This is a genomic window from Pseudomonas sp. UYIF39, assembly GCF_029963765.1.
Lineage (GTDB): Bacteria > Pseudomonadota > Gammaproteobacteria > Pseudomonadales > Pseudomonadaceae > Aquipseudomonas.
Window position 1 is genome coordinate 154,657 of record NZ_JALBYU010000009.1, and the last position, 25,728, is coordinate 180,384.

At 59.8% G+C, this 25,728-nt stretch carries 22 protein-coding genes; 2 read left to right on the forward strand and 20 right to left on the reverse strand.

The annotated features are described in order from the left end of the window. Positions 1 to 59: 59 nt before the first annotated feature. The 18 genes from mdoH to hutC form a co-directional block, all read right to left on the reverse strand. Positions 60 to 2,630, reverse strand: a complete 2,571-nt coding sequence (mdoH, locus tag MO767_RS14725) for a glucans biosynthesis glucosyltransferase MdoH (protein ID WP_282481093.1) — start codon at positions 2,628 to 2,630, stop codon at positions 60 to 62. Next, positions 2,623 to 4,443 (reverse strand): glucan biosynthesis protein G, encoded by a 1,821-nt coding sequence (locus tag MO767_RS14730; RefSeq protein ID WP_282481094.1) that lies wholly within the window; start codon positions 4,441 to 4,443, stop codon positions 2,623 to 2,625. The genes mdoH and MO767_RS14730 overlap by 8 nt, the downstream gene beginning before the upstream one ends. A gap of 320 nt (positions 4,444 to 4,763) precedes the next feature. Beyond that, positions 4,764 to 5,201, reverse strand: a complete 438-nt coding sequence (gene dtd / locus MO767_RS14735; protein ID WP_123366967.1) for a D-aminoacyl-tRNA deacylase — start codon at positions 5,199 to 5,201, stop codon at positions 4,764 to 4,766. Continuing rightward, positions 5,198 to 6,169, reverse strand: a complete 972-nt coding sequence (gene pip / locus MO767_RS14740; protein ID WP_282481095.1) for a prolyl aminopeptidase — start codon at positions 6,167 to 6,169, stop codon at positions 5,198 to 5,200. The genes dtd and pip overlap by 4 nt, the downstream gene beginning before the upstream one ends. A gap of 113 nt (positions 6,170 to 6,282) precedes the next feature. Next, complete coding sequence (locus MO767_RS14745; RefSeq protein ID WP_282481096.1) at positions 6,283 to 7,203, reverse strand: alpha/beta hydrolase; 921 nt, start codon at positions 7,201 to 7,203, stop codon at positions 6,283 to 6,285. Continuing rightward, positions 7,203 to 8,150 (reverse strand): choline ABC transporter substrate-binding protein, encoded by a 948-nt coding sequence (locus MO767_RS14750; RefSeq protein ID WP_282481097.1) that lies wholly within the window; start codon positions 8,148 to 8,150, stop codon positions 7,203 to 7,205. The genes MO767_RS14745 and MO767_RS14750 overlap by 1 nt, the downstream gene beginning before the upstream one ends. Before the next feature lie 206 nt (positions 8,151 to 8,356). Beyond that, positions 8,357 to 9,160 carry an N-formylglutamate deformylase gene (gene hutG, locus MO767_RS14755; protein ID WP_282481098.1) on the reverse strand — a complete coding sequence of 268 codons (804 nt, stop codon included), beginning with the start codon at positions 9,158 to 9,160 and terminating at the stop codon, positions 8,357 to 8,359. 10 nt (positions 9,161 to 9,170) lie between these two features. Beyond that, positions 9,171 to 10,376, reverse strand: coding sequence for an imidazolonepropionase (gene hutI, locus MO767_RS14760; RefSeq protein ID WP_282481099.1), 1,206 nt, complete (start codon positions 10,374 to 10,376; stop codon positions 9,171 to 9,173). Positions 10,377 to 10,393: 17 nt separating this feature from the next. Continuing rightward, complete coding sequence (locus MO767_RS14765) at positions 10,394 to 11,803, reverse strand: amino acid permease (RefSeq protein WP_129439215.1); 1,410 nt, start codon at positions 11,801 to 11,803, stop codon at positions 10,394 to 10,396. Between the two features lie 110 nt (positions 11,804 to 11,913). Further along, positions 11,914 to 13,446, reverse strand: coding sequence for a histidine ammonia-lyase (hutH, locus tag MO767_RS14770; protein ID WP_282481100.1), 1,533 nt, complete (start codon positions 13,444 to 13,446; stop codon positions 11,914 to 11,916). Between the two features lie 126 nt (positions 13,447 to 13,572). Further along, on the reverse strand, positions 13,573 to 15,096 hold the full coding sequence (hutH, locus tag MO767_RS14775; protein WP_282481101.1) for a histidine ammonia-lyase: 1,524 nt from the start codon (positions 15,094 to 15,096) through the stop codon (positions 13,573 to 13,575). A gap of 164 nt (positions 15,097 to 15,260) precedes the next feature. Beyond that, positions 15,261 to 16,091: a glycine betaine/L-proline ABC transporter ATP-binding protein gene (locus tag MO767_RS14780; protein ID WP_282481102.1), complete on the reverse strand. Its 831-nt coding sequence runs from the start codon at positions 16,089 to 16,091 to the stop codon at positions 15,261 to 15,263. Then, on the reverse strand, positions 16,088 to 16,939 hold the full coding sequence (locus tag MO767_RS14785) for a proline/glycine betaine ABC transporter permease (protein ID WP_282481103.1): 852 nt from the start codon (positions 16,937 to 16,939) through the stop codon (positions 16,088 to 16,090). The genes MO767_RS14780 and MO767_RS14785 overlap by 4 nt, the downstream gene beginning before the upstream one ends. A gap of 70 nt (positions 16,940 to 17,009) precedes the next feature. Beyond that, positions 17,010 to 17,978: an ABC transporter substrate-binding protein gene (locus MO767_RS14790; RefSeq protein ID WP_282481104.1), complete on the reverse strand. Its 969-nt coding sequence runs from the start codon at positions 17,976 to 17,978 to the stop codon at positions 17,010 to 17,012. 69 nt (positions 17,979 to 18,047) lie between these two features. Further along, the gene (locus MO767_RS14795; RefSeq protein WP_282481105.1) at positions 18,048 to 19,520 is read right to left on the reverse strand and encodes a cytosine permease; all 1,473 of its coding nucleotides are present in this window, start codon (positions 19,518 to 19,520) and stop codon (positions 18,048 to 18,050) included. A 44-nt stretch (positions 19,521 to 19,564) separates the two neighbouring features. Further along, positions 19,565 to 21,253 carry a urocanate hydratase gene (gene hutU, locus MO767_RS14800; protein WP_282481106.1) on the reverse strand — a complete coding sequence of 563 codons (1,689 nt, stop codon included), beginning with the start codon at positions 21,251 to 21,253 and terminating at the stop codon, positions 19,565 to 19,567. A 456-nt stretch (positions 21,254 to 21,709) separates the two neighbouring features. Then, positions 21,710 to 22,279 carry a HutD family protein gene (locus MO767_RS14805; protein ID WP_282481107.1) on the reverse strand — a complete coding sequence of 190 codons (570 nt, stop codon included), beginning with the start codon at positions 22,277 to 22,279 and terminating at the stop codon, positions 21,710 to 21,712. Then, a complete protein-coding gene (hutC, locus tag MO767_RS14810) occupies positions 22,276 to 22,986 on the reverse strand; it encodes a histidine utilization repressor (protein WP_177326944.1) in 711 nt (236 codons plus the stop codon). Before hutC ends, MO767_RS14805 begins: the two co-directional genes overlap by 4 nt. Before the next feature lie 146 nt (positions 22,987 to 23,132). Between hutC and MO767_RS14815 the strand changes: the two genes are divergently transcribed. Further along, positions 23,133 to 24,497: a formimidoylglutamate deiminase gene (locus tag MO767_RS14815; RefSeq protein ID WP_282481108.1), complete on the forward strand. Its 1,365-nt coding sequence runs from the start codon at positions 23,133 to 23,135 to the stop codon at positions 24,495 to 24,497. 120 nt (positions 24,498 to 24,617) lie between these two features. Here MO767_RS14815 and MO767_RS14820 read toward each other — a convergent pair whose 3' ends face one another. After that, positions 24,618 to 25,187 carry a lipocalin family protein gene (locus tag MO767_RS14820; protein WP_282481109.1) on the reverse strand — a complete coding sequence of 190 codons (570 nt, stop codon included), beginning with the start codon at positions 25,185 to 25,187 and terminating at the stop codon, positions 24,618 to 24,620. Positions 25,188 to 25,218: 31 nt separating this feature from the next. After that, a complete protein-coding gene (locus MO767_RS14825) occupies positions 25,219 to 25,473 on the reverse strand; it encodes a lipoprotein (protein ID WP_033055306.1) in 255 nt (84 codons plus the stop codon). A gap of 30 nt (positions 25,474 to 25,503) precedes the next feature. Here MO767_RS14825 and MO767_RS14830 point away from each other — a divergent pair, with 30 nt between their 5' ends. Next, a complete protein-coding gene (locus MO767_RS14830; protein WP_165353246.1) occupies positions 25,504 to 25,680 on the forward strand; it encodes a hypothetical protein in 177 nt (58 codons plus the stop codon). The last annotated feature ends 48 nt before the right edge of the window (positions 25,681 to 25,728 follow it).

Here is a 25,728-nt window from a genome sequence, read left to right on the forward strand (position 1 = left end):
ACACAACCCGCGCGGGAACGATCATCAGTGCAAAAAAACCCGCTTTCGCGGGTTTTTTGTCAGGCCAACTGAGGTTGCACACTCAACGGCTTGAGCGGCAACAGCGGCGCATGGGGATCGGCTTTCACCGATTTACGCCACGCTTCCAGCCACTCGGAGTGACCTTCGCTCCAGATCTGCTCATGCAAACGACCCAGTGCTACCGGGTCACTGAGCAGTTGCACGCGCTCATTGTTATTCAGACCCTCAGGCCCGGCCTTCAGCGCATGACGAACCCGTTCGACCCGCAGCCATTCGATCGGCTCGGCCTGACGGTGGCGGGACGTCGCCAGCGAGCACGCCAACGCGTTCTGCTGTGGATCGACCACCGCCCGGACGAAGCCGTCGTTCAGCGCATGCCAACGGTTTTCGTGGGTGTACTGGTCGGTCGCCAGCAAGGCCTGTGGCGGATTGTATTCCTCAGGGATCAGGAACAGGCTTTCGTCACGGGACTTGAGGCCCAGGCCGACTCGACTGGAAATCACCGACACCGGAATCGACAGCATCAACGAACCGACGATCGGTACCAGCCACCAGAGGAAGCTCGGGTTCAGCCAGATCACCAACAGGGCCCAGAAGAAGCCCAGCAAGGTTTGCGGACCGTGGCGTTTGACCGCTTCGCTCCATGGCGTGGAGTCGTCGTCACGTTGCGGTGAGTTCCAGGTCGCGGCCCAGCCGAGGAACGCGGCGAGCACGAAGCGGGTGTGGAAAATCATCCGCACCGGCGCCAGCAGCATGGAGAACAGCATCTCCAGCAGCATCGACAGGGTCACCTTGAACTTGCCACCGAACTCTTTCGCGCCCTTGGCCCAGATCAGGATGATGCTCAACAACTTCGGCAGGAACAGCAGCACGACGGTGGTCGAGAACAGCGCGATCGCCTTGTCCGGGTGCCATTGTGGCCACAACGGATAGAGCTGGCGCGGCTCAAGGAAGTACTGCGGCTCCATCAGCGTGTTGACCGCCAGCAGCGCCGTCGACAGCACGAGGAAGAAGAACCACAACGGCGCCGACAAGTAAGACATCACGCCCGTCAGGAACACCGCACGGTGCACCGGGTGCATGCCTTTTACCAGGAACAACCGGAAGTTCATCAGGTTGCCGTGACACCAGCGACGGTCACGCTTGAGTTCGTCCAGCAGGTTCGGCGGCAATTCTTCGTAGCTGCCCGGCAAATCGTAGGCAATCCACACGCCCCAGCCGGCACGGCGCATCAGCGCCGCTTCAACGAAGTCGTGGGACAGAATTGCACCGGCGAACGCGCCTTTACCGGGCAACGGCGCCAGGGCGCAGTGCTCGATGAACGGCTTCATGCGGATGATCGCGTTGTGGCCCCAGTAGTGGGATTCGCCCAACTGCCAGAAGTGCAGACCGGCGGTGAACAGCGGACCGTACACGCGGGTGGCGAACTGCTGCATGCGTGCATACAACGTGTCCATGCCCGAAGCGCGTGGCGCGGTCTGGATGATCCCGGCGTCCGGGGTGGCTTCCATCAAGCGCACCAGACTGGTCAGGCAATCGCCGCTCATCACGGAGTCCGCGTCGAGCACGACCATGTACTTGTAATCACCGCCCCAACGACGGCAGAAGTCGTCGAGGTTGCCGCTTTTACGCTTAACGCGACGGCGACGGCGGCGATAGAAGATCTTGCCGAAGCCCTTGGCTTCACGGCAGACGTCCAGCCAGGCTTGTTGCTCGGCGACGCAGATATCGGCGTCGTTACTGTCGCTGAGGACAAAGAAGTCGAAGCGATCCAGGTTGCCCGTGGCCGCAACCGACTCGAAGGTCGCCCGCAAACCGGCAAACACCCGTGGCACGTCTTCGTTGCAGATCGGCATCACCAGTGCGGTGCGCGCGTCCGTGGGGATCGGCTCGTTGCCGGCGCTTTTACCGGAAATGCGGTATTTGTCGTGACCGGTGAGCAACTCGAGGAAGCCCATCAATGCGGTCCAGAAACCGGCCGACACCCAGCAGAACAGAATCCCGAACAAAATCAGGATGCTGGTTTGCAGTGCATACGGCAGCACTTGCGTGGCCGTTTGCGACAGCGGTTGATGCAGCACTTCGTTCAGGTCGACGAACGACCAGCCCTGGTACGGCATGATGCCTTTCATGTACCAGCCGGCGACGATGGTCTGGCCGAGCATCAGCACCAGCAGAATGTAGCGACGGATCGAACCGACGGTGCGCCAGCGAGCCGCCGGCAGCACATTTTCATCCTTCGGCGGGGCCGGCGGATTGGTGCGACCGGTCAGACGACGCCAGCCACGCACCAGAATGTTGGTGCGCCACGGCTCCGGCACGACTTGGGTCCGACGAATCGGCGGGGTAGCCCGCAGGCAGACCCGGCCGCTGGCGTCGAGCACCAGCATTTCAGCGTCGGCCAGTTCTTCGGCGGTGTTCAGGGTCAGCCGACGACCGACCGAAGCTTGAGCAGCCTCGGTCGGCGCGTCGAACGTCGAGGACGACAGGCGTTCATGCAATTCGCTGAAAGACTGGCAGCCCGCGAGTTCCGCGCGCTGCTCGTCGGTCATCGGTAGATGCGCCAGATACTCGGCAAGAGTCTCTGGCTGTACTTGAGAATTACTCATCGGCAGGCAACTGGTAGCTCCAGGTCTCGGTCAGGACTTCTTCAGTCGGTGCCGATTCCGGTGTGGCTGGGGCCGCCTCGGCAGCGACTGGCTGCTTGGCGTCTTTGTTGTCCTTGTTCTTGGTTTCTACAACTGGCTTGGCGTCGGCCTGCTTGGCCTCAGCTTGTTTGGTTTCCTTGGCTTCCTTGTCCAGCTTCTCCTGCTGCCGGGCGGCAATCTTGTCAGCCTTGGCGACGGAAGAATTGGACGACGGCACCGATGTTTTGGCCAGGTCGGCAGGCACGATGTTCTCGACCAGTGCAGCACGCATCTCGGTAGGCTTGCCCGGATCCTTGATCTTCATCCGTAACGTCAGGCGCCAGCCCTTGGTTTCAGGGTTGTAACGTACGCTGTTCTCGACCAACTCGGCATTCTCGCCAACGCTGACTTGACTGCGAACGTCCGCAGTTTCCGGCAATGCCGCAAGGGACGGGCCTTCGAAGTCCACCAGATAAGCAACGCTACCGTCCGGCTGACGAATCAGGTTGGACTGTTTAACGTCGCCCGTAGAACGCAGGGTCTGTTGAACCCAGGCGCTGTCCGGTGCGTGAAGTGCAGCTTCGTCGATGGTCCAGTGCATGCGATAAGCGACGTCCAGCGCTTGGCCAGGCTCAGGCAGTTTTTCCGGACTCCAGAACGCAACGATATTGTCGTTGGTTTCGTCCGCAGTCGGAATCTCTACCAGATCGACGGAGCCCTTGCCCCAATCGCCTTCTGGTTCGATCCAGGCACTTGGGCGCTTGTCGTAGCGGTCGTCGAGGTCTTCGTAGTGGCTGAAGTCGCGGCCACGTTGCAGCAGGCCGAAACCGCGCGGGTTCTCGATCGAGAAGTTGCTCACCGCCAGGTGTTTCGGGTTGTTCAGTGGGCGCCAGATCCATTCGCCATTGCCGGCATGGATCGACAGGCCGCTGGAATCGTGCAATTCGCGACGGTAGTTCAGCACTTTCGACGGCTGATTGGCGCCGAACAGGAACATGCTGGTCAACGGCGCAACGCCAAGCTTGGTGACCTTGTCACGCAGGAACATCTTGGCCTTGACGTCGACAACGGTATCGCTGCCCGGACGCAGGGTCAGGCGATAGGCACCGGTAGCGCGTGGCGAATCCAGCAGGGCGAAGATCACCAGGTGCTTGTCACCCGGTTTCGGCTGTTGAATCCAGAACTCGGTGAAACGCGGGAATTCTTCGCCGGACGGCAACGCGGTATCGATGGCCATGCCGCGAGCGGACAAGCCATAGGTGTGACCCTTGCCGACAACGCGGAAGTAACTCGCGCCGAGCATGGTCATGATTTCGTCTTGCTTGTCAGCCTTGTTGATCGGGTACAGCACACGGAAACCGGCATAACCCAGTTGTTCGGTGGCTTTAGGATCGAACTTCACGTCGCCGAAATCGAAACGACTTGGGTCGTACTTGATCTCTTCGACGGTGTTAGCTGTGATTTCGTTGATTTTCACCGGCGTATCGAAATGCATACCCTGGTGATAGAACGACAGCTTGAACGGGGTTTTCTGATCGGCCCACTCGGCTTTTTCGGTGAGGAAGCGAATTTTCTGATAGTCCGCGAATTTCATCTCGCGGAACTCGTTCGGCAGGTTACTGCGCGGAGCTTCGTACTTCTGCCCGGCCAGCTCTTTTGCCTTGACCGATACATCATCCAGATTGAATGCCCAAAGCTGACCGGCGCTGAGCAGGCAGAGCAGTGCAGAGCCCGCTACCAGAGCGCTTCGTAACCGTTTGGCAGACAATTTTGCATTACAGGGACTAACAATCACGAGCAACCCTCGCCGAAAACAGATCAAAAAACCAACGGCCAGTTAAAGTGCCCGTGAGGTGTACGGCATGAAAAACCGACCCTACAGACCACTCTTGCCAAGTTGGCGAGCATTGTTCCGACCCCTATGGGGCTAAATGATTCCCCAAGAGGTCCAGGACAAGTCTCTACCTAAGTCAAAATGGACCAACGAACGCTGATCCCCGTAGCGCGCGATTATCTAGTAGGCCGCGTTACAACGCATCAGGGGTAACAAAGTATTTATCGCGAAAAACGCCTGTTTTCAGTCGAAAAGCCCTTAAAAACATGTTTCAAGCGCTTTCAGGTCTGTAACAGGAAGGTTACCGGGCCGTCGTTGACCAGGTGCACCTGCATATCCGCGCCGAATCTACCTGATGCCACAGTGCCATGCACCTGTTTCGCTTTGCCTAATAGATAGTCGAAAAGTTCCTCGCCCAGGGCCGGAGGGGCAGCGGTCGAAAAACTCGGACGCAACCCGCTCTTGGTATCGGCGGCCAGGGTGAACTGTGAGACCAGCAGCAACCCACCGCCTACATCCGCCAGGGACAGATTCATCTTGCCTTCGGCGTCACTGAACACACGATAGTTAAGCAGCTTCTGCAGAAGTTTGTCGGCGCTGGCCCGAGTATCCTCGGGCTCAATCGCCACCAACACCAGCAAACCCTGATCGACGGCGCCAACCACCTCCCCCGCTACCTCGACTCGCGCGCCACGCACGCGTTGCAGCAGGCCCTTCATGCTTCTTCAGGGGCCAGGTCGAGCAGACGATGGGCCATCTGATCGGCGGCGCGAACCAGTGCGTCAGTAATGCCAGGTTCGGAGGCGGCATGGCCGGCGTCACGGATCACCTGCAATTCACTGTTCGGCCAGTTCTGATGCAGTTCCCAGGCGTTATCCAGCGGGCAGATCACGTCGTAGCGACCGTGGACGATCACGCCAGGCAAATGAGCGATCTTGCCCATGTCGCGGATCAGCTGGTTGGGCTCAAGGAACGCATTGTTGGTGAAGTAGTGACATTCGATGCGGGCGATGGACAACGCGCGCTGTGGCTCAGAGAAACGATCGACCACCATCGGGTTCGGGCGCAGGGTGGCGGTCCGGCCTTCCCAGGTGGACCAGGCCTTGGCTGCGTGCATCTGGGCAATCTGATCGTTGCCGATCAGGCGCTTGTGGAACGCCGAGAGCAAGTCTTCGCGCTCGTCCATCGGGATCGGTGCGATGTAGTCCTGCCAGTAATCGGGGAACAGACGACTGGCGCCACACTGGTAGAACCATTCGATTTCCTGCGGACGGCAGAGAAAAATCCCGCGCAGAATCAGACCGTGCACACGCTCCGGGTGGGTTTGCGCGTAGGCCAGCGCCAGGGTCGAACCCCACGAACCGCCGAACAACACCCATTTTTCGATGCCAAGGTGCTGGCGAATCCGCTCAAGGTCGGCGACCAGATCCCAAGTGGTGTTGTTTTCCAGGCTCGCGTGGGGCGTGGAACGACCGCAACCGCGCTGGTCGAAGGTCACAATGCGATACAGGTTCGGATCGAAAAACCGACGGCTCTGGGCATCACACCCGGCGCCGGGGCCGCCGTGGATGAATACAACCGGCAAACCTTCCGGCGAACCGCTTTCGTCGACATACAGCGTGTGGGTTTCATCGACGGCCAGATCGTGCCGGGCGTGGGGTTTGATCTGCGGGTACAAAGTCTGCATTGCGCGCTCCGTAAGGGGTCGAGGTCATCCCTGGGGGGACTTCTATTATTCTGCCGTCCGGCATCATAAACCCGAATTACGCCAATGAGCATGCCTTGCAGAGTCAGAGTTTTTCAGCCCGTTTTTTCAGACAAATAGACGAGCAGCGTTTCATAGAGTGCGTCGACCTCGGCGACCTGCCCCCGAGCCCGCAAACAGCCGTGAACCAACCCCTCCCCGTAATAAAGCGTCGCTGCCACGCCTGCTGCATTCAGTCGCTCGGCGTAGAGCATGCCGTCATCGCGCAGCGGGTCGAATTGCGCTACGGCGATCAAGGCCGGCGGCAACCTACTGAAATCCTCGGCGAGCAACGGCATCGCATAAGCACTTGGCTGTCCGGTGCCGCGCAAGTACAGGGTGTGATAACAATCCAGGTCGCTGCTGCTGAGCAAGGGAGCATCGACGCATTCGCTGCGCGACGGCAATCGGTGATCACCGCCCAGCCCCGGATAAATCAGCACCTGCGCAGCCGGCAATGGCTCGCCCGCATCGCGCAACGCCAGACACAACGCCGCCGCAAGGTTGCCACCGGCGCTGTCCCCGACCACCAGCGTTCGCTCGGGATCGAGCCGGAATGGCCCGGTCCGTAGTGCGCGCCAGACACCCAGACAATCCTCGAACGCCGCCGGAAATGGATGTTCCGGCGCCAACCGATAATCGACGGCGATCACCAGCACGCCGAGTGTCGATGCCAGTTCGGCGCAGATGAAGTCGTGGGAATCCAGATCCCCCACCACCCACCCGCCCCCGTGCAGATAAACAATGCACGGGCAACCGCTGGTCGGTGGCGAAACCGGCGGTTGATAAGACCGCACCGGCACGCCAGCCAATTCAAAATCGACCACATACAGCCCGGCGGGACGTGACGGAGTGAACGCCCGGCACATGTCGCTATAAGCCTGGCGCAAACCACCGAGACTGCTGTCGGTGCTGTTGAAGCTGACGGTTTTCTCGACGAAAGCCGCCATTTGCTCGGATAACGGATAGGAACTCATCAAAGTTTCAAACTGGTCTGAACGGTCGCCACGCCATCCTTGCCATCAAAACTGCTGACACCTGCCAGCCAGCGCTGCAGATCTTCCGGATGGTCGCGCAACCACTGCTTGGCAACATCCTGCGGCGTCTTGCGCTCCATGATCGGCACCATCAACTGGCTTTCCTGAGCAGCATTGAAGGTCAGGTTTTCCAGCAAGCGGTTTACGTTCGGGCAGCGCTGGGCGTAGTCCGGGGCGGTCACGGTGGAGACGGTGGCGGCGCCTTCGTTCGGGCCGTAAACGTCTTCACTGCCGGTCAGGTAGGCGACCTTCATATTGATGTTCATCGGGTGCGGGGTCCAGCCGACGAACACCACGAATTCCTTGCGATTCACCGCCCGCTGAACGGCGGCAAGCATGCCGGCCTCACCCGACTCGATCAGCTTGAAATCCTTCAAGCCAAATTGATTGGTCTCGATCATGGTTTTGATGGTGGTATTGGCGCCACTGCCGGGCTCGATGCCGTAGATTTTGCCGCCGAGTTGATCCTTGAATTTGGCGATATCGGCGAAGGTTTTCAGGCCCGCTTCGGCGACGTACTCAGGTACGGCGAGGGTTGCCTGAGCGTCGGCCAGGCTCGGTTTGTCCATGACTTTCACCTGATTGGCAGCCAGGAACGGCGCGATGTTTTTGTCCATCGCCGGTTTCCAGTAACCGAGGTAGATGTCCAGGCGTTTGTCGCGGATGCCGGCGAAGATGATTTGCTGCACGGCGCTGGTTTGCTTGCTTTCGTAGCCGAGGCCGTTGAGCAGTACGTCAGCCATGCCGCTGGTGGCGATCACGTCGGTCCAGTTGACCACGCCCATGCGCACGGCCTTGCAGGAAGCGTCGTCACTGGCCAGAACACTGGTGCTCAGCAGAGCAGTGCCGCAGAGGATTGAGAGACAGCGGGTGAACAGTCTTTTCATTGGGAGGGTCTCGTGCGGCAGCGGATTATTGTGGGCCGGTGTCTTTGTGCACCGTGCCCAGAACATTACGCAGCGTCGAGAGGGTAAAAGCGAACTGTAGCGACCGAGATTTGCACGGTGGCGACTTGGTAACGAAGTGCTTTACCTGTGGGAGCGGCGGTGCGGCGATCCGACTTGCTCGCTCCCACAGGGTTATGCGGCAAGTTCTAACGTTTGTAGTGCGTTTTGCCCCAGGCCAACAGGCCTTGCAGCAATTCCTTGAGCATCACCTGCGTCGGCGCCGCCAGGTCCGGGCGATAACGAAACGGCTCGAACTCTTCCATGTACGTGCACTGGCCCAACTCCAGTTGCACGGCATGGATGTTCTCGGCCGGGTTGCCGTAATGCCGGGTGATGTGGCCGCCCTTGAAGCGACCGTTCAGCACATGGCTGTAATCGCCGTGGCGCGCGCAGATGGCTTCCAGCTGACTGGCCAGCTGTGGATCGCAACTGGCGCCGTTGAAGGTGCCGAGGTTGAAGTCCGGCAGTTTGCCGTCGAATAGGTGCGGGATCACCGAACGGATCGAGTGCGCATCGAACAGCAATGCGTAGCCAAACTCGGCTTTGAGTCGCGCCAGCTCGCTCTGCAAAGTGCTGTGGTACGGCGTCCAGACTTGCTCCAGATACGTCGCCCGCTCCGCCGCTGACGGCTCATGCCCTTCGCGGAACAACGGAATACCGTCGAACAGCGTTGCCGGGTACAGACCGGTGGTTGCACCGACATACAAAGGCTTGTCGTCAGATGGTCGATTCAGGTCGATGACAAAACGCGAGTACTCGGCGGCCAAGGTGCTGGCGCCCAGCTCGGCAGCAAACTCGTATAGCTGCGGGATATGCCAGTCAGTGTCCGGCAGGCTTTTCGCGTCGGGGATCAACCCGGCTTCGACCGTCGGCGTCAGGCGCAGGCCGGCGTGGGGCATGCTGATCAACAGCGGCACGCGACCTTGTTTGAAGTTCAGAACCTTATCCACAACTGTTCTCCTAAATGCTCACTTCAACGCCGTGACGCACGACGCGTTTTTCCAGGTCACCGCCCAGCCAGTACGACAGGTCGGCCGGACGATCGATTTGCCAGGCGACGAAATCCGCGGCCTTGCCGACTTCCAGCGAGCCATGAGTTTCAGCCATGCCCAACGCCGTAGCGGCATGAATCGTTGCACCCGCCAAGGCTTCTTCCGGGGTCATGCGGAAACAGGTGCACGCCATGTTCAGCATCAAACGCAACGACAGTGCCGGTGAGGTGCCTGGGTTGAGGTCGGTGGCGATGGCTATTTTCACGCCGTGTTTGCGCAAAGCCTCCATCGGCGGCAATTGGGTTTCCCGCAGGAAGTAAAAGGCGCCGGGCAGCAACACCGCGACGGTGCCGGACTTGGCCATGGCGATGGCGTCGTCTTCGGTCATGAATTCCAGGTGATCGGCCGACAGTGCGTGGTAACGCGCCGCCAGACTCGAACCATGCAACGACGACAACTGTTCGGCATGCAGCTTCACCGGCAAGCCGAGTTGTTGTGCGGCGATGAACACCCGCTCGACCTGCGCCGGCGAAAACGCCAGGTATTCGCAGAACGCGTCCACCGCATCCACCAGCCCTTCGGCGGCCAGGGCCGGAAGCATCTCGGCGCAGATGTGATCGATGTAGTCGTCGGCACGATCCACGTATTCCGGCGGCAAGGCGTGAGCGGCCAGGCAGGTGCTGCGCACGCTGACCGGGAACTCGGCGCCGAGACGGCGGATGACCCGCAGGATCTTGCGTTCGCTGGCCAGGTCCAGGCCGTAGCCAGATTTCATCTCTACGGTGGTCACGCCGTCGCGCATCAGGCTCTTCAGACGTTTGGCGGCGCTGGCGAACAGCTCGTCTTCGGTCGCCGCGCGAGTAGCGCGCACGGTGCTGGCGATGCCACCGCCAGCCGCTGCGATTTCTGCATAGCTGACGCCTTGCAGACGCTGCTCGAATTCACCGCTGCGGTTACCGCCGAACACCGTGTGGGTGTGGCAGTCGATCAGGCCCGGCGTCACCCAGGCCCCTTTAAGATCATTGACTGCCAGGTACTCGCCCGACGGCAGTTCAGCGCGAGGGCCGATCCACTCAATGTGCGCCCCTGACGTCACGATGGCCGCATCCTCGATGATCGAGTAGACGCCTTGCGCCATGGTTGCGACGTGGCAGTGTTGCCAGAGAGTTTTCATCCGTGGCCTCCGTTAGGTTATCGATGAGAAAAAGAAGGTTCCCGCTCCACCGGTACTGCCTTCCCTGCCGCCGGTTTCACCCACGTCAGGTAGGCCAGCACCAGCAATACAATCCAGACCACGCCGACGATCAGAGCCGCCTGGGTGTCCGGGAAATAGCCCAACACGCCAAAGATGAACAGCATGAAGGCAATCGCCGCCATCGGCGCATAAGGCCAGAACGGTACCGGGAATTTCAGTTGGGCGACCTGCTCGGCACTCATGGAGCGACGCATGGCCACTTGGGTGAACAGAATCATCAACCAGACCCACACCGTCGCAAAGGTGGCGATAGAGGCGATCAACAGGAACACGTTTTCCGGAATCAAGTAGTTCAGCAGCACGCCCAGCAGCAGCGCGACGCTCATCACCACCACGGTCATCCATGGCACACCGTTGCGCGACAAGCGGGCGAAGCCTTTGGGCGCATGCCCTTGCTGGGCCAGACCGTACATCATGCGGCCAGCGCCGAAGATGTCACTGTTGATGGCCGACACTGCCGCCGAGATCACCACGATATTGAGAATGGTCGCCGCCGAGCTGATTCCCAGGTTGTCGAAAATCTGCACGAATGGACTGCCTTGGCTGCCGATCTGCTGCCATGGAAAGATCGACATCAGCACGAACATCGTCAGCACGTAAAACAGCAGGATACGCAACGGTACGGCGTTGATCGCCCGAGGCAGCACGTGCTGCGGGTCTTTGGCTTCACCGGCGGTCACGCCGATGATTTCAATGCCGCCGAACGCAAACATCACCACCGCAAACGAAGCGATCAGGCCGCCCACGCCATTGGGCATGAAGCCGCCATGGCTCCAGAGATTGCTGATGTCGGTCGCCTGGGCGCCGGGCGCCGTGCTGATGCCGAACAGCATGATGCCGAAGCCACCGAGGATCATCGCGACAATGGCCGCGACCTTGAGCAGCGACAGCCAGAACTCCATTTCACCGAAGACTTTGACGTTGCACAGGTTCAAGCCGCCGACTACCGAAACGATGCCCAGTACCCAGATCCAGCGGGCGACTTCCGGAAACCAGAAGCCCATGTAAATACCGAATGCGGTGACGTCAGCCATGCCGACGATGACCATCTCAAACGCGTAGGTCCAACCGAGGATGAAGCCCGCCATCGGCCCAAGATAAGTGCTGGCGTAGTGGCCGAAAGAGCCCGCTACCGGGTTGTGCACCGCCATCTCGCCGAGGGCGCGCATGACCATGAACACTGCCGCGCCACCGATCAGGTAAGCGAGCAGGACCGCAGGCCCGGCCATTTGAATGGCCGAGGCAGAACCGTAAAACAGCCCGGTGCCGATCGCCGACCCCAGTGCCATGAAGCGAATATGTCGGGCAGAGAGCCCGCGTTTCAAACCTTTTGCTGGCTGTTGCATTGCTCGTCCTTATTTATTCTTATTCGACGCAAAATCGAATCGCGAGCAAGCTCGCTCCCACAGGTTCAGCGCAATCCAATGTGGGAGTGAGCCTGCTCGCGAAGAGGCCATTACAGGCTAGGCAGCAACTTCGCCGAAACCAGCTCGTTCAGGCAACGAGTCGCTAGAAGCTCGCTAGCAGCATTGATGTCCGGTGCAAAGAACCGGTCCTTCTCATAGAACGGCACTTCAGCACGCAGGATGGCGCGAGCCTTTTCCAGCTTCGCCGAGGTCTTAAGACCGTCACGCAAATCCAGACCCTGGCAGGCCGCCAACCATTCCACCGCGAGAACGCCGCGCGTGTTTTCGGCCATTTCCCACAGGCGCTTGCCGGCAGCCGGGGCCATGGAAACGTGGTCTTCCTGGTTCGCCGATGTCGGCAGGCTGTCCACCGAGTGCGGATGGGACAGCGCCTTGTTCTCGCTGGCCAGTGCCGCAGCGGTCACCTGGGCGATCATGAAGCCGGAGTTCACGCCGCCATTGGCCACCAGGAACGGCGGCAGTTGCGACATGTGCTTGTCCATCATCAGCGAGATACGACGTTCGCTCAGGGAACCGATTTCAGCGATGGCCAAGGCCATGTTGTCGGCAGCCATGGCGACCGGTTCGGCGTGGAAGTTACCGCCGGAGATCACGTCGCCTTCAGCGGCGAATACCAGCGGGTTGTCGGAAACCGCGTTGGCTTCGATAGCCAGCACTTCGGCAGCCTGGCGGAACTGGGTCAGGCAGGCGCCCATGACTTGCGGCTGGCAGCGCAGGGAGTACGGGTCCTGGACCTTTTCGCAGTTCTGGTGCGAGTCGGACACTTCGCTACGCTCGCCCAGCAGATCGCGGTAAGCGGCAGCAGCGTCGATCTGGCCTTTCTGGCCACGAGCGGCGTGGATGCGCGCGTCGAACGGCGAGCGCGAGCCCAGCACGGCTTCAACAGTCATACCACCAATGGCCAGGGCGCCAGCAAACAGGTCTTCGCCTTCGAACAAACCGCGCAATGCATAAGCGGTAGAAACCTGAGTGCCGTTGAGCAGCGCCAGACCTTCTTTGGCAGCCAGGGTCAGCGGGGTCAGACCGGCGACTTTCAGCGCTTCGGTTGCTTCCATCCACTCGCCTTTGTAGCGAGCTTTACCTTCGCCCAGCAGCACCAGCGACATATGGGCCAAAGGCGCCAGGTCACCGGATGCACCGACCGAACCTTTCAATGGAATGTGCGGGTAAACCTCGGCGTTGATCAGCGCGATCAGCGCGTCGATCACTACGCGACGAATGCCGGAAAAACCGCGGCTCAGGCTGTTGACCTTGAGCACCATGACCAAGCGAACCAGCGCGTCGCTGATCGGCTCGCCGACACCGGCGGCGTGGGACAGCACCAGCGAGCGCTGCAGGTTTTCCAGGTCTTCGCTGGCGATACGGGTAGACGCCAGCAGGCCGAAACCGGTGTTGATGCCATAAGCGGTGCGGTTCTCGGCGAGGATCTGTTCCACGCAGGCAACGCTGGCTTCGATCTGGGCCGAGGCACTGTTGTCCAGAGTGATTTTGACCGGCTGCTGATAAACATCACGCAGTTGGGCAAGGCTCAGTTGGCCGGGAATCAGGTTTAACGCAGTCATTTCGTGCTCCTTTTGAGAGTTTGTCTTCTCTTAGGTGAATACTCACCAGACGCTCCGGAGTTGTCCGTTGTCCGTCGCGTCTCACCTTCTGGGGAGCCGCGCCTTGGCACGCTGGTGTGGTGGAAATCAGTTCAGGTTCGGTAACACTTTGTGCAGCAAAATCGGGTCTTTCAAAACAGCGGCGGCACTGGCGATGTCCGGTGCCAGCCAGCGATCCTGGTCGTAGGCCGGGACTCGCTCGCGCAGCAGACGCCAGGCGGCATCGGTGCCGGCGCCGAAGCGTTGCTCTTTCAAGAACTCAAACGCCTGAGCCGCCAGCAGGTACTCGATGGCGAGGATCTGCGTGCAGTTTTCCAGGGCGCGATGCAGCTTCAACGCGGCGTTGGTGCCCATGCTCAGGTGGTCTTCTTGCAGCCCCGAAGTGACGTAGTTGTCGAGTACCGCCGGTTGCGCCAACTGACGGTTTTCCGCACACAGCGAAGCGGCGACGTACTGGACGATCATCATTCCGGAGTTCACCCCCGGATTGGCCACCAGGAATGCCGGCAAGCCGCTGACATGCGGGTTGATCAAGCGGTCCAGACGACGTTCGGCGATGGAGCCGATTTCCGCCATGGCGATCGCCAGCAAATCCGCCGCCATCGCGACCGACTGGCCATGCGGGTTGGCTTGGGACATGACGCGGAAGTTGTCCGGCGTGCCCAGCAGCATCGGGTTGTCGGTGACCGAGTTGAGTTCGGTTTCGATCTGCTTTTTCGCGTGCTCAAGCTGATCGCGAGCGGCACCGTGAACTTGCGGAATCGAGCGGATGCTCAATGCATCCTGAGTACGAATGCCTTTGCTGCTGGCAATCACTTCGCTGCCATCGAGCAACGCCCGCAGATTGATGCCGACTTGCTGCATGCCTGGATGCGGTTTGAGCGCGATGATCTCGGCATCGAACGCGGCAATCTGACCGCGCTGAGCTTCGAAGCTCATGGCACCGATCACGTCGGCCCATTGCACCAGACGCGTGGCGTCGGCCAGTGCCAGGCAGCTGAGGCCGGACATGCACGGCGTGCCGTTCACCAGGCACAAGCCATCTTTGGCACCGAGCTGAACCGGTTGCAGACCTTCTTCGGCCAGAGCTTGCTGCGCGGAAACGATCTGCCCGCGATAGCTGACATTGCCGACACCCAGCAACGCAATGCTGACGTGGGCCATATGGGTCAGATAACCCACCGAACCCTGGGACGGCACTTGCGGCGTGATGCCGCGATTGAGCAGCGCCAACAGCGCTTCGACCACCCGGCGATGAATGCCGGATTTGCCGTGGCTGTAATTGACGATGGCGGCGCAGATAATTGCGCGGGTCTGTTCGTCGGCCAATGGTGCACCGACGCCACAGGCGTGACTGAGCAGGGTGTTACGCGACAGCTGGCTGAGTTGCTCATCTTTGAGCGAGACATTGCACAGCGCGCCGAGCCCGGTGTTGACGCCATAAGCGCGCTCACCGCTGACGACGATGCGCTGAACGATGGCCTGGGCATTTTCGATCCGCGCCCAAGTCTGTGGTGACAGCTCAAGCTGTGCGCCATGACGGGCTACGGCGACCACATCCTGCCAACGCAACGGGGCGTCGGCGATAACGATTTTTTCAGCCTGGGACATCTGGAGCCTCATACCAATTCTGCTGATCAATGAAACCCTGTGGCGGGGGGGCTTGCCCCCGTTCGAGCGCGCAGCGGTCGCAAAATTTTTGGGGCTGCTCCGCAGCCCAACGGGGGCAAGCCCCCTCGCCACAATGGATTTTCACCACCTTCCAATCATCAACTTCAAACCACCGCCGCCCGCCGCTGTACGAACCGGTCCACATACTCATCCGCCGGCGAATGCAGGATCTCTCTTGGCGTGCCGACCTGAATCAGGCGGCCATCTTTGAGAATCGCAATGCGGTTGCCGATGCGCACGGCCTCGTCGAGGTCGTGGGTGATGAAGACGATGGTCTTGTGCAGGGTCTTTTGCAGTTCCAGCAACTGATCCTGCATCTCGGCGCGGATCAGCGGGTCGAGGGCACTGAACGCTTCGTCCATCAGGATGATGTCAGTGTCTGCCGCCAAGGCACGGGCCAGGCCCACACGCTGACGCATGCCGCCCGAGAGCTGATGCGGGTATTTGTTTTCGTAGCCCTTGAGGCCCACGGTGTTGATCCAGTGCAGCGCGCGTTCGGAGCACATTTGCTTGGTCTCGCCACGCACTTTCAGGCCGTAGGCAACGTTATCCACCACGGTCTTGTGCGGCAGCAGGCCGAAGCTCTGGAACACCATGCTGATCTTGTGCCGGCGAAATTCGCGCAGTGCTTCCATGTCGTATTGCAGGATGTCCACGCCGTCCACCAGGATCGCGCCGCTGGTCGGGTCGATCAGGCGATTGAAGTGGCGCACCAGCGTCGACTTGCCGGAACCCGACAGGCCCATGATCACGAAGATCTCGCCGGTGCCAATGCTCAGGGACAAGTCGTTCACGCCGACCACACAGCCCGTTTCGGACAGTACCTGATCCTTGGTTTTGCCCTGACCGATCATGGCCAGCGCATCCTTGGAACGGTTGCCGAAAATCTTGAAGACGTTTTTGACTTCGATCTTGCTTACGGTCGCGTTGTTCATTTGCTCACCTCATGCCGTGCCCGACCGTACGCCTGAGTAATGCGGTCGATCACCACAGCCAGAATCACGATCGCCAGACCGGCTTCCAGGCCACGTCCGACGTTGAGGGTCTGAATCCCCACCAGTACGTCTTCACCCAAGCCACGGGCACCGATCATCGAGGCAATCACTACCATCGACAGCGCCATCATGGTGGTCTGGTTGATCCCGGCCATGATGCTCGGCATGGCCAGCGGCAGTTGCACGCCAAACAGTTGCTGCCAACGGTTGGCACCGAAGGCGTTGATCGCTTCCATCACTTCGCCGTCGACCTGGCGAATACCCAGATCAGTCAGGCGGATCAGCGGTGGTGCGGCGTAGATCACGGTGGCGAAAATCGCCGGGACCTTGCCCAGGCCGAACAGCATCAGCACCGGGATCAGGTACACGAAACTCGGCATGGTCTGCATGATGTCCAGCAGCGGCATCAAGATCGAACGCAGGCGATTGCTGCGCGCCGAAAGAATGCCCAGCGGAATGCCGATCATCACCGAAATGATGGTCGCCACCATCATCAGCGCCAGGGTCTGCATCAGCTTGTCCCAGAGGCCGACCGCCCCCACCAGGAACAACAAGCCAACGATCACGGCGGTGGTCACGACTTTGCGGGTCGCGTGCCAGGCAACGCCGGCAACGATTGCCAGCATCAGCCACCACGGCGCCGCACGCAGCATGCCTTCAAGATTGACGATGGCCCACAACAGGGTGTCGGAGATGTGCCGGAACACGTCGCCGTAGTTGGTGACCAGTGAATCGACCCAACTGTTGACCCAGTCGGCGATGGAAAAGGTAAAGCTTTCGGGAAACATAAGAGACTCTCAATCAAGGGGTTGCGATCAAGCACCCGACTGCCGCCCAGGGCAGTCGGAGAGGCTCAACCTACAAGGCCGCGTCGATCTTTTTGGCAGCGTCTTCGCTCACCCATGCGTGCCAGACTTCAGGATGTTCCTTCAAGAAGATCTTGGCCAGTTTTGGCGATTCGATCCGCTCTTTGGTCATGCGCCCCAGGTTTTGGTTGAGGATGTCGATCGGCAGGTTGACCTTTTCCAGCACGGCCACCAGTTCCGGGGCTTGTTCGTGGAAAGTCTTGGACAGGCCGACCTTGATGGTCACGCTCTTGTCCACGCCTGGTTTCTCTTCGAGTTTCACCAGATCAACCTGGCCCATCAGCGGGGTTGGCGACCAGTAGTAGAACAGGATCGGCTCGCCACGCTTGTAGCTCGACAGCACCGCGGCATCCAGTGCTGGACCGGTGCCCGGACGGAAGTTGGTGTAGGTGCTTTCCAGGCCGTAGCTTTTCAGCATTTCGCTGTTATCCAGCTCACAGGTCCAGCCCGCCGGGCAGTTATAGAAACGGCCCTTGGATGGCTCTTCCTGATCCTTGAACACTGCAGCGTATTTGCCCAGATCGGCGATGGCTTTCAGGTCCGGGGCTTTAGGCTCCAGCTTGCGCTTGGCGTCGCCTTCGATCACGTAACGCGGCACGTACCAGCCTTCGATTGCGCCAACCACCGGAGCGCCGACACCGACAACCTTGCCGGCCTTCTCAGCCTTGTTCCAGACTTCGCTGCGGCCGACCCACTCTTCGGCAAACACTTGAATGTCATTGCTGCTCAGGGCGTTTTCCATGGTGATGGAGTTGCCTGGCAGGCTGTCGGTCTTGCAGTCGTAACCTTTCTCCAACACGACTTGCAGCACGTCGGTCAGCAGCATGGCGCTTTCCCAGTTCAGGCCGGCGAACTTCACCGGTTTACCCGACTCGCACCAACCCGCCGCCTGAGTGGCGCCGGCGCTGGCCAGCAGGCCCATGGAAAGCAATGTGGTCAGCAGGGTCTTGTTCGATTTCATTGTAGTGACGCTCCTAATCATGAGTTGGCTTACGGCAGTCAAGAGGCATCCAGCCCTGTCCACGTCCAATCAGGCCTGCGCCGCAGCGCGACCAGCCCCGCTATTTTTAGGTTGTACAACGCTGTCCTGCTCGACCGGCAGGATCAGTTGATCGGGTACCGATCCATGCCATTTTTTTGCGCATACGTAATACAGGGCTGCGGGAAGCACCAGACCGATGATCCAGGAAATATCCACATCACCCAGAGCTGCCACCAGCGGACCGGTATAGAACTTGGTAGAGATGAACGGCAGCTGCACCAGCACACCGAAGACATAGACGCTGATACCGAGGGGGTTCCAACGGCCGTAGCGACCGTTCGGATCAGCCAGCGCCGGCACGTCATAGCGCTCGCGAGTGATGCAGTAGTAGTCCACCAGGTTGATCGCGCTCCAAGGCGTAAAGAACGCCAGCAAGAACAGGATGAAAGACTTGAACGCGCCGAGGAACGAGTGCTGACCGAGCAACGCCATCAGGGTCGCAGTACCGACGATGACCAGCACGAAGACCAGACGCTGCAAGCGCGTTACCTTCAGCTCACCACGGAAACCGCTGATGATGGTCGCAATGCACATGAAGCTGCCGTAGGAGTTCAGCGTGGAGATGGTGACCTTGCCGAACGCAATGCTGAAATACAGCAACGCGGCGGTGGCACCGGTACCGCCCAGACCCACGATGTAGGCCACTTCGTGGCCGGCGAATTGCCCGTTGGCCGAGGCGGCGGCAAACACGCCGAGGATCATCGCCACCTGTGCGCCAATCACCGAACCTGCGCCTGCGGCGAAAAAGGTTTTCACCGAGGAAGTCTTGCTCGGCAGGTAGCGTGAATAGTCAGCCACATAAGGGCCGAAGGCGATCTGCCAGGACGCCGCGAGCGACACCGCAAGCAGGAAGCTGCTCCAGCTGAAGTGGCGGATTTGCAGGAGTGCACCCACGTCCGTCTGGCTCATCAGACGGCTGAACAGATAAACAAAGGCAATCACACCAATGACGCTGGCGACACGGCCGATCCAATGGATCACCCGATAACCGAGCACCGTGACCAGCACGATGACACTGGCGAAGATGAGGATACCGACGCTATCGCTGACGCCAAACAACTGGCCCAGCGCCTGGCCCGAAAGCACGGTGCCCGTCGCAGTGAAACCGAGGTACATCAGACAGACCAGCACGATCGGGATGGCCGCGCCATACACGCCGAACTGTACCCGGCTGGAGATCATCTGCGGCAGGCCAAGCTTGGGCCCTTGCGCGGCATGCAGCGCCATTACGCCACCGCCGAGCAGTTGACCGATCAACAGACCGATCAACGACCAGAACACATCACCGCCCAGCACCACGGCCAGGGCCCCGGTGACAATCGCGGTGATTTGCAGGTTGGCACCCATCCACAGGGTGAACTGGCTCAACAGACGACCGTGTCTCTCCGCTTCCGGGATGTAGTCGATCGAACGTTTCTCGATCAACGGTTTACTGCCTGCACGATCGCTGTTAACAGCCATGATTCAACCTCTGTGGATTGTTTTGTGGGGTTGGCTTTGCGTTGTTATTTACCGGTAATCATCGGCAGGTTCAGGCCCTGTTCCTTGGCGCAGTCGATCGCGATCTGGTAACCCGCATCGGCGTGACGCATGACACCGGTCGCCGGGTCGTTGTGCAGGACGCGAGCGATACGCTCGGCCGCTTCGTCAGTACCGTCGCAGACAATCACCATGCCCGAGTGCTGGGAGAAGCCCATGCCGACGCCGCCGCCATGGTGCAGGGAAACCCAGGTCGCGCCGCTCGCGGTGTTGAGCAGAGCGTTGAGCAGTGGCCAGTCGGACACGGCATCGGAACCGTCTTGCATGGATTCGGTTTCGCGGTTCGGGCTGGCGACCGAACCGGAGTCCAGGTGGTCGCGGCCGATCACGATTGGCGCGGACAATTCACCGCTGCGAACCATTTCGTTGAACGCCAGACCGAGCTTGGCGCGCAGGCCCAGGCCAACCCAGCAGATACGTGCCGGCAGACCCTGGAAGCTGATGCGCTCACGCGCCATGTCCAGCCAGTTGTGCAGGTGGGCGTCGTCCGGGATCAGCTCTTTTACTTTGGCGTCGGTTTTGTAAATGTCTTGCGGATCGCCCGACAGTGCAGCCCAACGGAACGGACCGATACCGCGGCAGAACAGCGGACGGATGTAAGCGGGTACGAAGCCTGGGAAGTCGAATGCGTTCTCGACGCCTTCTTCCTGGGCCATCTGACGGATGTTGTTGCCGTAGTCGAAGGTTGGAATACCCATTTTCTGGAAGTCCAACATCGCTTTGACGTGCACAGCCATCGATTGCTTGGCGGCTTTCACCACGGCAGCAGGCTCGGTCTTGGCGCGAGCGCGGTACTCTTCCCAGGTCCAGCCGGCTGGCAGGTAACCGTTGAGCGGGTCGTGGGCGCTGGTCTGGTCGGTGACCATGTCCGGGCGCACGCCGCGCTTGACCAGTTCTGGCAGAATTTCAGCGGCGTTACCCAGCAAGGCGATGGAAATCGCTTTGCCTTCCTTGGTGTATTTGGCGATGCGGGCCAGCGCGTCGTCGAGGTCGGTGGCTTGCTCATCGACATAACGGCTGTTCAGGCGGAAATCGATGCTGACCTGCTGGCATTCGATGTTCAGCGAGCAAGCGCCGGCCAGGGTCGCGGCCAGAGGCTGAGCGCCGCCCATGCCGCCGAGGCCTGCGGTCAGAACCCAACGACCTGTCAGGTCATCGTTGTAGTGTTGGCGACCGGCTTCGACGAAGGTTTCGTAGGTGCCCTGAACGATGCCCTGGCTACCGATGTAGATCCAGCTGCCGGCGGTCATCTGGCCGTACATGGCCAGGCCTTTGGCGTCGAGTTCGTTGAAGTGTTCCCAGCTCGCCCAGTGTGGCACCAGGTTGGAGTTGGCGATCAGTACGCGGGGGGCGTTGCTGTGGGTCTTGAACACGCCGACCGGCTTGCCGGATTGCACCAGCAGTGTCTCGTCGTCATTCAGGTTGGTCAGGCTTTCGACGATCTTGTCGTAGCATTCCCAGTTACGTGCCGCACGACCGATACCACCGTAAACCACCAGTTCTTTAGGGTTTTCGGCGACTTCCGGGTCGAGGTTGTTCATCAACATGCGCAGCGGCGCTTCGGTCAGCCAGCTCTTGGCGGTCAGCTTGTTACCGCGGGCAGCGCGGATTTCTACGTCACGATACTTGGTAGGTTTCTGGGTATTGTCAGTCACGAAAAAGACTCCTCAGCGATCAATTCAAACCAACCCTGGCAGTGGGCAAGCCAGCCTGTGCGCATCATTGCGCCACAAGCGAATCAGTGGACGCTGCGGAGAGTCTCGGTCGACTCATACGCATACGTCTTTACTTGTACATACAAGCATATGCAATCAAGCGGCCAACTTGCTGGATGAGTGTTCAAGAAAAGTTTTGAAAGGGCTGGAAAGCGCCTGGATCAAGGGTTCTGGCAAAGATGAAATTTTTCGGGGGGATTTTGCGAGGAGGGTTACAGCTGTTACTTGAGCGGGGGTTTGCGCCACGCTGGGGCGTTCGGTAACAAAGTGGTGCGCATTCGGGAACGTTGAAAAGCAAAAGATCGCAGCCTCGTTTCACTCGACAGCTCCTACAAGGTGAACGCCATGTAGGAGCTGTCGAGTGAAACGAGGCTGCGATCTTTTGGGGATTATGAATCAGCGTGCAGTCAGCTCAATCACACAGCATGAGCCATTACTGGAGACTTCCAGCAGGCCGGCGTTACCGTCGAGTTGCAGGCAATCATGCCGCCCCAGTTGTGAGGCGTTGTTACCGACCTTCACTTCAAGCTCGTCGGTGACACTGAACACGAGCACGGTGCCCGCCGAGCTGAAAAACCGCTGCTCGCCGTCCAACCACTGCAATCGCGCGCTGTAACGCTGCGGTGCATAAATCAGGTTGAAGTCGCGAATCGGCCCGCCGAGCAATGTGCAGGAAACCTGGCTCTCGCCGCTAAAGGCAAACGGATCGATCGGTAACAATGGCCGCGTGTCCTGGCCATCAACCCGCAAGGTCATGCCGTCGCCCCGCAATACGGTGATCACCCGCTCATAGCCGGCGAACACCGAGAAGCCGCCCGACTCGCCAATATCAGCAATCGACAGGCGCCAGCCAAATCCATCAAGGCCGGTGCCTGCATCGCGGGTGATTTCTTCGGTACTGCCGCCGCCGTTTTTCCATGGCATGCGTGGGTAATCTATTGCGCGTAGAACCTTGAACTGACTCATTTATGGAACCGACCTTCCAGACGATGACGGGAACCGGGGTGGATCAAACGGGCGGCGGTTACTGGCTGACGACCGGACCAGGTGCGGCGACGAATCAGCAGGCACGGCTCGCCCTTCTCAATCTGCAGCAACTTGCACTCGCTGGCCTCGGCCAGAATCGCCTCGACCACGTGCTCGCCTTCAGTCAGCGGCGCGACCTGGTTCAGATAGGCGTATGGCGTTTGCAGGGTGAAGTCCTGCTTGAGGTAGTCCGGTGCCACCAATGCATTGACGAAACGGTCTTCGATTTGCACCGGGATATCATTTTCGAAATGCACGATCAGCGAGTGAAAGACTTTCTGGCCTTCACGCATGTCCAGCGCCAGGGCGCGCTCGGAACCGGCGGCCTCTTCTTCGAGGGTAATGACCTTGCAGGTGTGGCGATGGCCACGGGAGGCGATTTCGTCGGCGATGTTGTGCACTTCAAACAGCGCAGACTGACTTTTCGGCTCAGCGACAAAAGTGCCGACACCCTGCATGCGCACCAGCAGACCATCGGCGGTCATCTCCCGCAGGGCGCGGTTGATGGTCATGCGGCTGAAACCCAGCTGGTTGACCAGCTCGCTTTCCGACGGAACGCGGTAGTGCGGCGGCCAGTTTCCACTGTCGATTTGCTGGGTGATCATCTGTTTGACGCGGGCGTACAAGGGCGCCGGACTGTCGCCCATGTTCGCGGCCAACGGTGACACTTGGGGCGGAGTCGGCACGGTTAATCCTTGTTCGTTGAAGAGAGGTTGCTAGCTTGCCGGAGTTTACCGAGCAGGCAAACGTCTGTATATGTATATACAAATAACACACGATGGGGTGCTGAACCATGTCCGCCTTCTTTGCCGAACGCGCGCTGCTGCCTAGTGGATGGGCCAACAATGTACGTCTTGAGGTCAACGCCGATGGCGTGTTGACCCGTATCCAGGCCGATTCCAATGCAGATGGCGCCGAACGGCTAAGCGGTCCGCTGCTGCCGGGAATGCCGAATCTACACTCCCACGCCTTCCAGCGCGCCATGGCCGGGCTGGCGGAAGTGGCGGGTAATCCGAATGACAGTTTCTGGACCTGGCGCGATTTGATGTATCGCCTCGTCGGAAAAATCAGCCCGGATCAACTCGGCGTCATCGCCCGTCAGCTGTACATCGAAATGCTCAAGGCCGGTTACACCTCGGTCGCTGAATTTCATTACGTACACCACGACACCAACGGCCACCCTTACGCGGACCCGGCCGAACTGGCGCTGCGCATCAGCCAGGCCGCCAGTTCCGCCGGGATCGGCCTGACCCTGCTACCGGTGCTCTACAGCCATTCAGGTTTCGGCGGCCAGGCCCCGAACGAAGGCCAGCGCCGCTTTATCAACAGCACCGAAAACTACCTCAAGCTTCAGTCGCGCTTGCAGCCAATCCTGGCGCAGCAACCGGCGCAGTCGCTGGGTTTGTGTTTCCACTCATTGCGCGCGGTAACACCGCAGCAGATCAGCGAAGTGCTGGCGGCCAGCGACCAGCAGTGCCCGGTGCACATTCACATCGCCGAACAGCAGAAGGAAGTCGATGACTGCCTGAGCTGGAGCGGCCGCCGTCCGCTGCAATGGCTGTACGAAAACACCGAGGTCGATCAGCGCTGGTGCCTGGTTCACGCAACCCACGCCAACCCGGAAGAAGTCACGCTGATGGCCAAGAGTCGCGCCATCGCCGGTTTGTGCCTGACCACCGAAGCCAACCTCGGCGACGGGATTTTCCCTGCTGTGGATTTCCTCGCTCAGGGCGGGCGCATGGGCATCGGTTCCGACAGCCATGTGTCATTGAGCGTGGTGGAAGAATTGCGTTGGCTGGAATACGGCCAGCGTCTGCGCGACCAACGCCGTAATCGTTTGTATGGCGCGGATCAGCCGATGGTTGGCCGCACGCTGTACGACGCAGCACTGGATGGCGGGGCTCAGGCGCTGAGTCAGTCGATCGGTGCGCTGGAAGTTGGCAAACGTGCGGATTGGCTGGTGCTGGATGGCAACGATCCGTACCTGGCGACGGCCAGTGGCGACGGGATTCTCAATCGTTGGTTGTTTGCCGGTGGCGATCGCCAAGTGCGGGATGTGCTGGTCAATGGCCAGTGGGTTGTGCGCGACGGGCGTCATGCGGACGAAGAAGAGAGTAACCGCGCCTTCACCCAAGTCCTTCGCGACTTGTTGGGCTGAAACCGGAAACCATTGTGGGAGCGAGCTTGCTCGCGATGGGGCCGCCAGATTCAACATTAATGTTGTCTGACAGTCCGCTATCGCGAGCAAGCTCGCTCCCACAGAGTTCTTTACCAGCCTTTAGTTAGAGGTCTTGGCCATCTGCGTTTCGGTCGCGCGCCAGATCAGCCGCGTAGTGTCGTAACCCTGCTGACGTGCCTTGCTCAGCAACTCCTCACGCACTACGCCATTGACCGTCGGGGTCCGTGACAGCAGCCATAGATACTTGCGGCTCGGATCGCCAACAATGGCGGTCTTGTAGTCATCGCTGACATACAACACCCAGTACTCTCCCTTCGCCACACCCGGAATCAGCCGCGAAAACCAGTTATCGAACTCGACCCACAGCTTGTCGGTTTTGCCCGGCTCCTGTGGCCAGGCCACGCCTTTGGCCTCTTCCCATTGCCAGTCTGCCGTCAGGCAGCGATTGAGCACCAACACCTTGCCATCAGGCTTGAGCGTGTAGTGGGCCTCGGATTGCGCGCAGTTGCGCTGGAAATACATCGGCAGGCGAGCCAACTCGTACCAGGTCCCTTGGTACTTCTTGAGATTGACGCTATTGGCGGTTTTCGGTGCCAACGGATCTACGCCAGACGTGGCGCAGCCGGCCAATACCAGGCCGGCTAAAAGGACTATCAATAACCGCTTCATTGTTTTTCTCCCGTGGGCGCATAGCCCCGGATTACTTCAGGCCTTGGCCGGAAAACATCAGCACTTTGTCACCGGCGTACTGCACGCTGATAAAGCTGTTCTTGTCGCCCCAGGTGCAACTGGACATGCCGAGCGCGCCCGAGCAATCGGCGGGTTTACCCAGCAAGGTTTCTACCTCGGCTTTGGGCATGCCTGACGACAACTTCGAGTAGTTTTCCTGATTGATCTTGCTGCAAGCGGCCAACAACACGCAGAACGAAAGCAGGGCGATAGAACGCAGCGACATGGTGTAGCTCCTGGGGCGAAGGGGAATGGCATGGCTGCCAAGCTGAAGCTTAGAAGAGAAAACCCCTGTCTGGTTCCGTGGCCGGCCGGCTATTTTTGGGCCGGTCGTCCGCCTTTCGTGAAATATAAGGAACTTTTGTTTGCTGTTGACCATTTCGTCGGTATTCGCAAAAGCCGCCTAATCTTTGGCGCCGCTCAGTCGACATAAAAGCAGCGCAAAGCCCATGACTGTGGCAAATTGACGCCCCTTTGTTGA